Here is a 13,837-nt window from a genome sequence, read left to right as displayed (position 1 = left end):
AAAATAAATTAATGGAACAAACATGGCGCTGGTACGGTCCGAATGACCCAGTATCGCTATCAGATATTAAACAAGCAGGAGCTACAGGCATCGTAAGTGCTCTACACCATATTCCTAATGGTGCTGTATGGTCTGTAAGCGATATTATGAAACGCAAGAGTATTATTGAAGCCGCAGGCTTGACTTGGTCTGTCGTAGAAAGCGTACCTATACACGAACAAATTAAGACGCAGAAAGGCGATTATAAAACGTACTATAAAAATTATAAAGAGACACTAACCAACTTAGGTAAATGCGGTATAGACACAGTCTGCTATAACTTTATGCCTGTGCTAGATTGGACCAGAACCAATTTAGATTACGAAGTTGAAGATGGCTCTACAGCCCTTCGTTTTGAAGCTGCTGCTTTCGCAGCGTTTGAGTTATTCCTTTTAAAAAGACCTGGTGCCGAAGAAACCTATTCAGCATCTCAAAAATCTGCCGCTAAAACGTACCATGATCATCTTTCTGAAGAAAGTAAAACGAAGTTATTAAACAATATTATAGCAGGTTTACCAGGTGCTGAAGAAGGTTATTCTTTAGAAGAGTTTAATGCTATTTTAGCAACCTATGATTCCATTGGGGCTAAAGAATTAAAAGCACATTTATATGCGTTTTTAGCTGAAATTATACCCGTAGCTGAAAAAGCTGGTATACGTATGTGTATACACCCAGATGACCCACCGTTCCCGATTTTAGGCCTACCGCGTGTGGTAAGCACAGAACAAGATATTGTTGATTTGTACAATGCTGTAGATAGTCCGAATAACGGATTAACTTTTTGCACTGGATCATTCGGAGTAAGACCTGATAATGATTTACCGGGTATGGTAGAACGTTTAGGCAATCGTATTCATTTTATTCATCTACGTAGCACACAACGTGATGCCGATGGTAATTTTCATGAAGCAAACCATTTAGAAGGTGATGTAGATATGTTTTCGGTCATGAAGGCATTAATCAATGAACAAGATAAAAGAAAAGCCGCCGGTAGAAAAGATACAAGAATGCCTTTGCGACCAGACCATGGTCATAAAATGTTAGATGACCTGAGAAAGGAAACAAATCCTGGCTATTCGGGTATTGGCAGACTTAGAGGTTTAGCAGAATTAAGAGGTTTAGAATTGGGCATTAGAAAAAGTATGTAATTAATTATCAAGCGCTTGTAATTCAAATTCCGTAAATTCCATTCCGGTTGAAGACTTCACACTCCTTAGTTCTTGTATACGTTTTGTACTTAATCTTTTTGGGTCATCAGAAAAAGCACTAGTTACATAAGAAATGATATTTGCGATATCGGTATCGCTTATAGTTTCGTTTCTTATGAGACCCGGCATTGCCAAATTAATATTATATTCTTCACCATTTACATGAACCGGACCTTCTAGACCATGCAAAATGATCAACGCCAAACGTTCTGTATTTTTTACATGTTCAGATTTCATTAGAGGTGGTGCAAGACCTTCTATTCCCTTTCCGTTTGCACCATGACAAGATGCACATATCTCAAAAAACATTTTAGCTCCGCTTGTACGTGTATCTTCATGGGTAACTTTTATGGTAAAAATTGAATTCATTATACCCGCATTTTTATCTGAAATGGTTCTTGCTAATTTATTTACAAAGGGTGTATGTTTTAAAGTGTTCATAATCTCCTTATTCTTATAAATAATGGCATCAACATCAGATAATCCGCCAATTATAGCATCTACTATGGTGCTATTATTTTGTCTTCGACGTAAGATTTCCATCATAAAAGGTAAAAATCGCTCTTCATCAATCTTGATATAGCTACCTAACAAATTACCTAGATAAAGATCTAAACCAATAATATCACGCTCCAAAACAGTTTTGAAAATCGATGCTGCTTTTTCTATATTTTCTTCGGATACAAATCTTTTTAAAAGCACAAGAGCGTGAGCCGCAACATTATCATTGCTATTAACAATCACATTGGTTAAAAAATCAAATGACAATTCATTCCAACCTTCCAACACATACAAAGCATGAATTTGACTCCATTGATTATCTGTATGGAGCGCAACATCTTTTACCTCTTCAATTGTATTCTTAAATCCTTTAAAAACTAAATAGTGTTGGGCACGATCACGAATCCACCCATTATCATTCTTTAGTAACGAAACCAATTCACTTCCACTTAAGGCATCAAAATCTGACATAACCTCAACTTTTGCAGCTTCATGAGACACTTTTAAAATCCTTCCAAAATTTACGATTGTATCTAACTCCTTCGCTTTTGCCTTATCTCTAAGGTACGGACTCATATACGCATGATGACCTATCATACCTCTATGCATGTCTACCACATACATACTACCTTCTGGACCATTTTTTAAGCTTACAGGTCTAAAACCTTCGTCTGCAGAAGTAATGAACTCTTTATTTTCCCAAGCTTGTTTTGCTATTGTAGAATCCCCTGTAAAAGACAAAAGTGTACGTTTAATCAAATTCCCTTCTGGCAAACATATAAATACATTTTCATCATAAGATTGGGTAAACGCACCACCACGATACACTAAAGGACTGCAGGCAGCTGTCGCATTGACCAAAATACTATCGGCATTTAAAACTCCTTTTGCATATCCTCTATTAACCGATCCAGCAAATGCCGGGTAAACTCTTTGGTCTATAGTGAGTAATTTATTAACACTAGCTTTCGGAGTAAAATATTTATTATCGATTAGCGTATTTGGTAGCGCATAATCTCCTAATAGAATTCTAGAGTTATCATTGTAATATAGCCTCCCAAAATTATCATGGGTAATTCCCCATTGACCTCTAAAAGTAGTTGGCTCTTTTTTCCAAATTCCCGCTACTCTTCGATATCTAAAGTTAGATTTTGCATTGTAGATCCAGTTATCAATATTTAATTCTAATCCGTTAGGTTGATGTTCAGGATTACCTTCTACCGCATAAATAGAATCTACCATAACCTTGTTCACAGGTTTATCATCTTCAATATTTACAAACCATAAATAAGGAGGTTCAGCATACAGCAAACCACCATAGACATGAGCCAGTGCTCTTGGCATGATCAAGCTATCCATAAAAACTTTTGAATGATCCGCAATACCATCATTATCCAAATCTTCAAGAATGACAATACTACCAGAAGGATCTTCTTCACCTGATCCTTGTAAATCATTCATATAACCGGGCATCTGAGCCACCCAAATTCTACCTTTTGAGTCAAAATCGATTGCTACAGGAGCTTTTAGAAGAGGTTCAGCTGCAATAATATCTAAATTAAAATCCTCTTCAATTGTGTAGTCATTAAGCATAACAATAGAATTCCTTGTTGTAGGCTCACATGAAAATAAAATACAACTTATAAAAAGTAAAAAAAGAAGCTTGGTATGCATGATAGAATTTAAATTATTAAAAAAATAATGAAAAATAAGCTTGGTTTATACACCAGAAAAAGAACTGAATCCACCATCGACGTCAAAAATACTGCCCGTAACAAAACTAGATGCATCACTTAATAAGTAATGAACCATTCCGTTAAGTTCTGAAGCATCACCGAATCTACCCATTGGTGTGTTCTTGATAATACTGTTTCCCCTTTCAGTAAAAGATCCATCTTCATTTGTCAATAAACGTTTATTCTGATTACCTATAAAGAAACCAGGGGCAACGGCATTCACCCGTATTTTGTCACCATGTTTAGAGGCCAATTCATTAGCCATCCATTTCGTAAAAATATCAATAGCACTTTTAGCCATTGAATACCCAAGTACCCTTGAAATTGTTTGTTTAGCCGCCATCGACGAAATATTCACTATTGAACCATACCCCTGCTCTACCATTAATTCGCTTAAAATAACTGTAGGTATTACGGTACCGAATAAATTGATATCGACTACTTTTCTAGTATCGTCCATAGAAATATCTCTAACCGTCTGATCAGGTTTTAAGGTAGCCCCAGGTAAGTTACCACCAGCCAAATTCACTAATCCGTCTAAATGGTTAAACTGTTTTTTTATGGTGTTTCTTAAATTGGTTAGTTCAGCTTCATCCATAACATCTACCTTGAAGATAAAGGTGCTATTGGGTACCAATACATTTAACTCATGTTGTTTTTCCTGTAATTTATCTTCAGACCTACCTAGTAATAATACAGTTGCACCATGCTCAATTAAATATTTGGCAATTGAACCACCTAAAGTACCTGTGCCACCGGAGAGGGCATAATTTTTATCTTTTAATGACAATAATTCATTCATCAGCGCTACTTATTTCAATGTAAATAAAATTAAGTTCGGTTGTAAACTTATACCGAATCGAAAATAACTTTAATATGCCAAGTTAAGAGATTTCTAAAAAGGAATTCGAACGATTTATCTATTATCACAAATACTAACGTGTTTAATTCTAAAGTCATCTTTAACCAGAATATTAATCTTTATTATTTTATTTGTCATAATGGTGATAATAAAAAATAGGCTCATAAATTTTCAAATTCATCTATAAATTCACTTTATCTAATTGACCAACTACATATAAATCCATTTAATTAAGAGAATGACAAAACTTTTGATTGAAACACAATTATAACGAATAGATTAAGAGATTTCTAATTCTGCCAAGTAACTTTGCAAAGATAATTTTGGACAATGAAGAAGGCTGTTTTATTTATGATTATAAGTACGTTTTCATTTAGTTTAATGAATTCGTTTGTAAAATACTTCAATCATATACCCACCTTTGAAATCGTATTTTTTAGAACCATAGGGTCACTAGTTCTTGCTACAGCCTATATTTTGATAAAGGGCATACCTATACTAGGCAACAATCGTAAATTCATGATGTTTAGAGCATTTGCCGGCATAATAGCTATGAGTTTATTCTTTATGTCATTGAAATATTTACCTGTCGGTACCGCTGTATCCCTAAGATACCTTGCACCTATCTATGCCGCAATTTTTGCTGTTTTCTTACTCAAAGAAAGATTAAAACCTATTCAATGGTTTCTATTTCTATTTGCTTTTGCAGGAGTACTGGTTTTAAAAGGATTTGATCAAAATATAAACACTACAGGTTTACTTCTAGTTTTAGCTGCTTCTGTGTTTAGCGGTTTAGTATATGTAATTATTAGAAAAATAGGCAATAGCGACCATCCTTTGGTAATCGTTAACTATTTTATGTTCGTTGGTACTATAGTTGGCGCACTTTTAAGTATTAATAACTGGGTAACACCAATGGGTAGTGATTGGCTTTTACTTTTAAGCTTAGGCGTATTCGGTTTTTTTGGTCAAGTATTTATGACCAAAGCCTTTCAGATAGCTAAAACAAATTTGGTAGCACCTCTAAAATATATTGAAGTGATATTTACTATTATGGTTGGCATTTTCTGGTTCGGAGATATTTATTCTCTATGGAGTTTATTAGGCATATTAATGATTGTTACCGCGTTAATCACTAACGTAATAATTGGAAAAAGATAGCTAAAAAAAAAGCTACCAATTACGATGAATTGGCAGCCTATAGTTATGGTCAGAAATTTCAATTATTTGCGAGCGGTATCTTGCTCAGCTAGGCTATTATTTACATCTTTCAATGAATTAACAATAACAGAATTAACCTCTCCTTCAATTTCTTCTGAATAGTTGAAATAGTAGATGGCAGTAATCATCAATGCAAATGCTATTAAAAAGTTTGCAATCATCTTAGAATCTAAAAAGTTCTCGTTATTCTCCATCATCTTGAGTTTTAATATTTGATGAATATAGAACATCTAAATTAAATTAACAAATTTTTAAGAAATCGATTTGTAAGATAATCTCCATTCAATGAAACAGTTATGACATCATTAAAATTAAAATTTTCTAAATTTAACTTACAATTAACTGATTCACATATATTTAACACCTTTTTGAATCAAAATTTATAGGTTTTAAGACAATCTAGACCCTTACTTAAATCTACCTTTGGTGTAGGAAAAAAATAATTAATTATAAAATCTAGAACAAATGAAAATTTTAAAATCAATAACAGCAGTAGCCTTTTTATTCTTAGCTGTTGGTGTAAATGCACAAAATACGAAGGATAAAAAAGTTATAAAAGATGCTGACAAAGCAAAAGAGAAATTAATGACTATGGAAGTTGGTTTAGACCAGTTCTTCACTAACTCTGCTGGGTATGTAATATTCCCAAATGTTGGTAAAGGTGGTTTTATCATAGGTGGAGCATCAGGTAATGGTGTAGTTTATGAAAATGGAGCAAAAGTAGGAATGGCAGATTTGAAAAAATTAAGCGTAGGTTTACAAGCCGGTGGACAAGCGATTACAGAAGTTATATTTTTTGAAACAGCAGGTGATTTGGCTGAGTTTAAAGATGGAGATTTTGAATTCTCGGCAGAAGCTTCAGCTGTTGCTTTAAAATCTGGAATTGCAGTAAATGCTAAGTATAAAGACGGAGTCGCCGTTTTCGCTTTACCAAAAGCAGGATTAATGGCAGATGCATCTGTTGGCGGACAAAAATTTGATTACAAGCCAATGATGAAATAATTCATCACTACATGATATAAATAGAAGCCACCCAATTGGGTGGCTTTTTTAGTTTTCATTTACCCATTCGCAGTAAACCCAGGGTAACAGGTCATGCCGCCATCTACAAAAATAGTGGTCCCGTTGATGTATTCAGATTCATCTGATGCTAACCAACTAGCCACACTACCAATATCTTCTGGCACTCCTATTTGTTTATAGGGTATTAATTTCAACATGCCATCTCTGCCCTCTTGGGTACTCCACACATCCTTATTGATATCTGTTTTTATGGCACCTGGTGCGATGGAGTTACATCGAATTCTATCTGGACCATATTCTTGACAAATGGTTTGCATTAACATGACCAATCCGCCTTTTGAGGCTGCGTAGTTTGCATGACCTGCCCACGGGATAACTTCATGAACAGAACTCATATGAATTATTTTCCCTAACGATTTAGAAACCTCTGGGCGCATTCCTCTTCTTTTAAATTCAATAATCGCTTCTTTAGCACACAGAAACTGACCGGTAAGGTTTACATCAATGACTCTTTGCCAATCTTTCAATGGCATTTCATGAAGTGGGTGATCCAACTGTAAGCCTGCATTGGCAACACAAACATCTACAGTACCAAATTCAGATACCGTTTTCTTGAACATGTTTTTAACCTCATCTTCTTTACTAACATCACATTTAACTACAATGGCATTGCCAGCATCTGAGCTTTTACTGATCCAGTCTGCAACCTCTTCAGCTTCTTCTTTACTACTATGGTAATTAATAACAATATTGGCACCTTCCATTGCCATAGCTTTTGCAACGGCTTCGCCGATACCATCGCTAGAGCCAGTGACTATACACGTTTGCCCTTCTAATCTTTTATTTGGTTTTTGCATGATGTTTCTTTTTAGATGAATAAATATATCTTGTATTCATGATTTTAATTATCTCAAAAACCAAAATTACTAGCACAACGAATCCATGTAAAAATTACAACTTACAAAAGGAAATTACGGTAGAAATAGAAAAATTTCTCCATTTAGGTATCTCAAAATACTCACTAAAATTATCGTAGTACTACAAACTACAGCAACAATCTAATTTCAACTGTGCTACCTATTTTGCGGAAAATTTAAAAGTTGTTTTAGTGATATACTTTTCACCTGGTTTTAGTATTGTACTTGGAAATTGCGGTTGATTTGGAGAATCCGGATAATGCTGTGTTTCAAAACACAATCCGCTTCTTTTTGCATAAGTACCACCACCTGGCACAGGTAAAGTTCCGTCTAAAAAGTTACCTGTATATAATTGCATACCAGGTTGATCGGTCAACACTTCCATTAAGCGCCCAGACCCAGCGTGATATGCTTTTGCAACAGAACGATATCCTTTTTCTTGACTATTAAGCACCCAACAATGATCATAACCTGCCCCTAATTTAATCTGTTCATTATCTGCATTAATTGCATCACCTATAAATCGCATCTTTCTAAAATCAAAAGGAGAATTTTCTACAGAAGCCAAATCACCTATGGGTATTAGTGCTGGGTCAACAGGCACGAATTTATCTGCATCAATTTCTACTTCATGATCTAAAATTAATTCAGAAAAATTTCCTGATAGATTAAAATAAGAATGTTGCGTTAAATTAACAATTGTAGTTTTATCTGTAGTAGCTTCATACAAAACATCTAAACTATTGTCTTTATTTAATGTATAGGTTACTGTTATTTTTAAGTTCCCAGGAAAACCCTCTTCCATATCTTTACTTAGGTAGCTTAATGTTAAAGAGACAAACGAATCTGATTCTTTTACCTCTTCTACTTCCCAAACAACCTTATCAAACCCCATTAATCCACCATGTAAAGAATTTTCTCCATTATTCTTTGCCAAAGTATAATCTACACCTTCTAAACTAAATTTTCCTTTTGCAATTCTATTTCCATAACGACCAACAAGAGCTCCGAAAAAAGGGTTCTCTTTTTCATATTGCTGAAGGTTGTCAAAACCAAGAGTTACATTTTTCATATTACCTTCAGAATCGGGAGTAATAATTTCTGTAATTATACCTCCGTAAGTAATAATAGTGACATCAATACCTTCTTTATTTCGCAGTTTAAACTGGGTTACTTTTTCATTATTAGTGGTTATACCAAAACTACTTTTCTCGATTTGCATGACACTTTCTTTTTTCGTGACTACGTTATTCTTTTCTTTCTCGTTACAAGACAAATACGCTATCAAAATAATTAAACTTACTATTGAAAGTATGGTATGTTTTACTAATCTCATACTATTTTGGCTTGATGAATTTTAAATATATCGATAAACTTTATTTTGACCTAAATACATTTAATTCTTCATGATAGATTATAACAAGTTAGTTTGAAAAGATTATAAATTAATTTAAGTTCATTAAAAATTTTTGAAATTAGATAAAATACACTAATGAAGTAATACTCAAAATTTGATGCGCTCTGTATTTTACACTTACTGACGTAATATTACAACAGCCTTTTGTTAAGACTTAATTCTGCAATACACATCAAAAAATTCATTAACCTATTTAATAATAGGTAACTATATAAAAAAATGCGCAAACCTTTTCGCATTTAAAACAGTTTTGTTTGATTCAATCTTACTAATTTAGGCACGGAAAAATTAAAAAATGGTTTTGAATAATTATTGCAAAGAAGACAAAGTCTTACTTGCTGTAGATTGTATTATATTCGGATTTTATCAAGAAGAATTAAAAATTTTACTGGTTCAAAGGGACTTTGAACCAGCAAAGGGAGAATGGTCCCTTATAGGCGGATTTCTTAAAAAAGAGGAAGATTTAGATGCAGCAGCTACAAGAATTCTTAACCATTTAACGGGTTTGAATAATATTTACATGGATCAGGTTCACTCGTATTCTAAATTAAACCGCGACCCGGAAGAAAGAACTATATCGGTATCATACTTTGCGTTAATTGATGTTGCACATCATTGTAAAGATCTTTTAAAGCAAAACCCAATTAAATGGTTTGATCTTAAAGATTGTCCTGAATTGATTTTTGACCATAATGACATGGTAAAAGATGCTCTCAAATTACTTCAAAATAAAATTAGCAATAAACCCATCGGATTCGAACTTTTACCCGAAAAGTTTACCATGCGCCAACTTCAAAAAATGTATGAGGCTATTTTAGATACTGAATTGGATAAAAGAAATTTCATCAATAAATTTAATTCTTTCGATCTTTTAAAGAAAACGAACGAAAAAGATATGAGCTCTTCTAAAAAAGGAGCTTTTCTATTTGAAGTAGATGAAGATAAATATCAAAAGAAAATTGAAGAAGGTTGTAGTTTTAAAATTTAATAAAGCTATAAATTTTATAGCCGTTTAAATATGCCTTATAATTCAATATCGTAAATTAGCCTACACTTATCTATGAGCAAGAAAGCTACCATTTACGATATTGCAAAAGAGCTGAATATTACCGCAGCCACTGTTTCTAGGGCTTTAAACAATAATCCTAAAATAAGCGAGAAAACTCGTGATCTTGTTCTAGCCGCAGCAACAAAATTAAATTACAAACAAAATAGGCTTGCGGTGGCACTTAAAAGTGGTAAGAGTAACAACGTAGGCGTCGTTGTACCTTTCATTAATAAAAACTTTTTTGCCTCTGTAATTCGCGGTATTGAAGAAGAACTCTACCCTAAAGGATTTCACGTTATCATCTCTCAAACCCATGAGGAAAATGATCGTGAAAAAAAGATTATTCAAAATTTGATAAATGCTCAGGTCGATGGCATTCTAGTGTCTACCTCTTTTACAAATGAGAATAAAAATCAATTACATCAGGTTTTAAAAAAATCTTCTCCCTTCATATTTTTTGATCGTGTTTTACATTTTGATGATATAAGTACGGTAACCATAGACGATTATCAAGGTGGCTTTGATGCAACCGAACATTTAATAAACCAAGGCTGTAAAAAAATAGCCCATTTTAATGTAAACCAAAATATTGAACTGTATAATAACAGGTTTAAAGGCTATAAAGATGCACTTTCCAAACATGGTATAGCTTATAATAGTGACTACGTAATTACGATAAAAAACGATATGGAAGCAGGTAAAGAAGCTGCTGAAAAACTCATGAACTTACCTGTACCACCCGATGCTATTTTCTCTTCTACAGATAATGGATTGTTGGGAGCTGTAAAATACCTACAGAGTATAGCTGTAAAAATACCAGAAGATTTTTGTGTAGTAGGATTTAGTAATGAACCCTTTACTCAATTTTTAGAACCCTCTATTAGCTCTGTAGATCAGTCACCCGTAGAAATGGGAAAAATGGCTGCAAAAGTATTCTTAGAGCAGATAGAAAGTAAACAAGACGTGAAAATTCATAAAGACGTTGTGCTACCTGCTAAATTGATTGTTAGAAAATCATCTAACAAACACAAGTAAATTATAATTACATCTACCTACAATTTCAATTCAGCTTTTAATAATAATAGCGCAATGCTACAAATCAAATAAACTTGGTAGCCATAAGCTCAATTCCGGAATATAAGTAACTAAGAATAGCGCAACAATCATTGCTATAAATAACGGCAGCAAGGGTTTAAAGACCTTTTCTATAGTAGTTTTAGCCACACCTACCCCAACAAACAACACCGAACCTACAGGCGGTGTGCACAAACCTATGCAAAGATTCAATACCATGATGATTCCGAAATGTACTGGGTCTAGTCCTAATTTTGTAACGACAGGTAAGAATATCGGAGTAAAGATTAGCACGGCTGGAGTCATGTCCATAAAAATACCTACAAACAATAAAAGCAAATTGATAATCAAAAGAATGACAATCTTGTTATCACTTAAACTTAAGAGTCCGCTGCTAATATCTTGCGGAATATTTTCATAAGACAATGCCCAAGACATACACATAGACGAACCGATGAGTAACATAACTATTGCTGTAGTTGCTGAAGAATCTAATAATATTTGCGGCAATTTCGGCAAGGTAATCTCCTTGTATATGAAACCAAGAATTAAACTATATAATACTGCAATAGCAGATGCCTCTGTAGCTGTAAAAATCCCCGTAACTATACCTCCTATTACTACTACAAGCATAAAAAGGCTAGGCAGAGCATCAATAAATGTTTTACCTACTTGTTTTAAGCTGCTGCGTTTACCAACTTTATATTTCTTCTTTTTTGCCCAAAAAGATGCTACAATCATAAGAAATAGTCCTGTCATAATTCCGGGGATATATCCTGCCAAGAACAATGCTGCAATAGATGCGCCACCACTCGCCAAGGAGTATACAATTAATACATTACTAGGAGGAATTATTAAACCTGTTGTAGCAGAAGTGATATTTACAGCAGCACCGAATTCTTTAGAATAGCCTTCCTTTTCCATCTCAGGCCCTAAAATGCTTCCCATTGCAGATGCAGATGCCATTGCAGAACCCGCAATTGCTCCCATTAACATCGCTGCTATGACGTTTATTAAAGCCAATCCGCCAGGAAAAGAACCTACTAAAGTCTTTGCAAAAGCAATAAGTCTATGGGCTATACCTCCTTTATTCATGAGTTCTCCCGATAGTACAAAGAAAGGAATTGCCAATAAGGCAAAACTATCTAAACCGGTTGCCATACGCTGCGATACCGTAGTGAATGCCGGCATTGCCGGTATACTCACCAACATGGTCAATAAAGATGAAATGGCGATACTCCAAGCTACAGGTGTACCTATAGATAACAAACAAATAAAGCTTATTACTAAGACAAGAATAGGTAGATGCTCCATCATGAGTTGCTGTTTTTTAGGTCAGATATTTTGTAATACATAATTAACAAACCACTAATAGGGATTATGAGATAAACTAGTGCCAATGGTAATTGTAATGCTGGTGATTGTTGCCCTAAAACATAAGAGATATAGACCAACCTTGACCCGCCAATTACAAAAGCGAAAAAGACAAATAATATAATTAAAATGGTTACTATTATCTTCAATTTCTTCTGTGTTTTCTTACTCTGTCGCAATGGTAAAATATCTATAGCCACATGCAGGTTTCGCCCAGATACATATGCAGCACCAAGAACGCCGATCCAAATCATAAGATAACGAGCTAATTCATCTGTAAATGAACTCGGGTTACCGGTTACATATCTTGTAAATACTTGCCATAATACGTTTATGACCATAACCGACATGATCAGTACCAATGTCTTGCCCAAAACGGAATCTATTTTGTTTCGCATAGTAATTAGTTGGTTTCTTGAATTTGTTTGATAAGCGAATACATTTCCTTATCCTCTTTATATCCTTCAAAAATGCTTTTTACTTTTTCCGCAAAAAGTGTTTTATCTGGTCTGATGATTTGTACACCTGCTTTCTGAACTTCTCGCAAAGCTTCCTCTTCTGCTTCTGCCCAAAGAATACGCTGATATTTAACCGATTCTTTCACCGATTCATTTAGCCACTTCTTTTCTTGTTCGTTCAGCTTATCATAGACATAAGTCCCAATTAATAAAACATCTGGTAGTACTGTATGTTCATCTAGTGAATAATATTTACAAACTTCATAATGTCTGGACAGGTAAAAACTTGGCGGATTATTCTCTGCCCCATCAACAACACCTTGCTGTAAAGAGGTATACAATTCTCCCCATGATATAGGTGTAGGAGAACCACCTAGCGCTTTCACCATATTTACGGCAGTTGCACTTTCCATCACTCTTATTTTTTCACCGATAAGATCATCTGGTTTTTCAATAGGCTTATTCATGGTATAAAAACTACGGCTACCGGCATCATAATACCCTAAGCCTTTTAACCAATATTTCTCACCTTCGTTTAAAAGCATTTCACCAATTGGTCCGTCAAGAACATCAAAAGAGTGTTGACGATCTCTAAAAAGAAATGGTAAACCTAGCACCTTCATTTTAGGTGCAAAGTTCTCTAAAACGCCTACAGAAACCTTGGTCATATCTAAGCTACCGATCTGTAAAAGTTCAAGACATTCTCTTTCGGTACCCAATTGTTGACTAGGGTAAATTTCAAGTTTCAATTTACCACCAGACCGCTCCAACAAATCTTCACCCATTTTCACCATCGCCTTGTGTACCGAATGGCTAACATCTAGACCATGACCTAAACGCAATGTCTTTACTTCAGTCTGTATTTCACAACCTAAAAAGGTTAAGACCATAATAAAGAGCGATAGTATTTTTATACTTTTCATAGTGTTAGATTAAACGGCTTTTGATTTCCGTAATTT

At 34.4% G+C, this 13,837-nt stretch carries 13 protein-coding genes; 5 read left to right on the top strand and 8 right to left on the bottom strand.

The window, feature by feature from the left end:
- Positions 1-11: 11 nt before the first annotated feature.
- Complete coding sequence (gene uxuA / locus CLV90_RS06505) at positions 12-1,187, top strand: mannonate dehydratase (RefSeq protein ID WP_133686656.1); 1,176 nt, start codon at positions 12-14, stop codon at positions 1,185-1,187.
- Here the strand turns inward: uxuA and CLV90_RS06500 are convergent, their stop codons facing one another.
- Together CLV90_RS06500 and CLV90_RS06495 are read right to left on the bottom strand one after the other, a co-directional pair.
- Positions 1,188-3,341, bottom strand: a complete 2,154-nt coding sequence (locus CLV90_RS06500; protein WP_243835276.1) for a DUF7133 domain-containing protein — start codon at positions 3,339-3,341, stop codon at positions 1,188-1,190.
- Between the two features lie 126 nt (positions 3,342-3,467).
- Positions 3,468-4,286: an SDR family oxidoreductase gene (locus CLV90_RS06495; protein ID WP_133686654.1), complete on the bottom strand. Its 819-nt coding sequence runs from the start codon at positions 4,284-4,286 to the stop codon at positions 3,468-3,470.
- A gap of 390 nt (positions 4,287-4,676) precedes the next feature.
- Here CLV90_RS06495 and CLV90_RS06490 point away from each other — a divergent pair, with 390 nt between their 5' ends.
- The gene (locus tag CLV90_RS06490) at positions 4,677-5,507 is read left to right on the top strand and encodes a DMT family transporter (protein ID WP_243835274.1); all 831 of its coding nucleotides are present in this window, start codon (positions 4,677-4,679) and stop codon (positions 5,505-5,507) included.
- A gap of 62 nt (positions 5,508-5,569) precedes the next feature.
- Here the strand turns inward: CLV90_RS06490 and CLV90_RS06485 are convergent, their stop codons facing one another.
- The gene (locus tag CLV90_RS06485; RefSeq protein ID WP_133686653.1) at positions 5,570-5,764 is read right to left on the bottom strand and encodes a hypothetical protein; all 195 of its coding nucleotides are present in this window, start codon (positions 5,762-5,764) and stop codon (positions 5,570-5,572) included.
- A gap of 268 nt (positions 5,765-6,032) precedes the next feature.
- Here CLV90_RS06485 and CLV90_RS06480 point away from each other — a divergent pair, with 268 nt between their 5' ends.
- Positions 6,033-6,569, top strand: coding sequence for a lipid-binding SYLF domain-containing protein (locus CLV90_RS06480; protein ID WP_133686652.1), 537 nt, complete (start codon positions 6,033-6,035; stop codon positions 6,567-6,569).
- A gap of 59 nt (positions 6,570-6,628) precedes the next feature.
- Here CLV90_RS06480 and CLV90_RS06475 read toward each other — a convergent pair whose 3' ends face one another.
- A complete protein-coding gene (locus tag CLV90_RS06475; protein ID WP_133686651.1) occupies positions 6,629-7,447 on the bottom strand; it encodes an SDR family oxidoreductase in 819 nt (272 codons plus the stop codon).
- A 220-nt stretch (positions 7,448-7,667) separates the two neighbouring features.
- Positions 7,668-8,843: an aldose epimerase family protein gene (locus CLV90_RS06470; RefSeq protein ID WP_133686650.1), complete on the bottom strand. Its 1,176-nt coding sequence runs from the start codon at positions 8,841-8,843 to the stop codon at positions 7,668-7,670.
- A 376-nt stretch (positions 8,844-9,219) separates the two neighbouring features.
- Here CLV90_RS06470 and CLV90_RS06465 point away from each other — a divergent pair, with 376 nt between their 5' ends.
- A complete protein-coding gene (locus CLV90_RS06465) occupies positions 9,220-9,912 on the top strand; it encodes an NUDIX hydrolase (RefSeq protein WP_133686649.1) in 693 nt (230 codons plus the stop codon).
- 72 nt (positions 9,913-9,984) lie between these two features.
- Complete coding sequence (locus CLV90_RS06460) at positions 9,985-11,007, top strand: LacI family DNA-binding transcriptional regulator (RefSeq protein ID WP_133686648.1); 1,023 nt, start codon at positions 9,985-9,987, stop codon at positions 11,005-11,007.
- 57 nt (positions 11,008-11,064) lie between these two features.
- Here the strand turns inward: CLV90_RS06460 and CLV90_RS06455 are convergent, their stop codons facing one another.
- The 3 genes from CLV90_RS06455 to CLV90_RS06445 are packed head-to-tail and all read right to left on the bottom strand — an operon-like array spanning position 11,065 to position 13,801.
- Positions 11,065-12,360, bottom strand: coding sequence for a TRAP transporter large permease (locus tag CLV90_RS06455; protein WP_133687038.1), 1,296 nt, complete (start codon positions 12,358-12,360; stop codon positions 11,065-11,067).
- On the bottom strand, positions 12,360-12,818 hold the full coding sequence (locus CLV90_RS06450; RefSeq protein ID WP_243835273.1) for a TRAP transporter small permease: 459 nt from the start codon (positions 12,816-12,818) through the stop codon (positions 12,360-12,362). The genes CLV90_RS06455 and CLV90_RS06450 overlap by 1 nt, the downstream gene beginning before the upstream one ends.
- 5 nt (positions 12,819-12,823) lie before the next feature.
- Positions 12,824-13,801 carry a TRAP transporter substrate-binding protein gene (locus CLV90_RS06445; protein WP_133686647.1) on the bottom strand — a complete coding sequence of 326 codons (978 nt, stop codon included), beginning with the start codon at positions 13,799-13,801 and terminating at the stop codon, positions 12,824-12,826.
- Between the last annotated feature and the right edge of the window lie 36 nt (positions 13,802-13,837).

The organism is Maribacter spongiicola (assembly GCF_004364165.1).
GTDB lineage: Bacteria > Bacteroidota > Bacteroidia > Flavobacteriales > Flavobacteriaceae > Maribacter > Maribacter spongiicola.
This window is presented reverse-complemented; position numbering and strand designations above follow the sequence as displayed.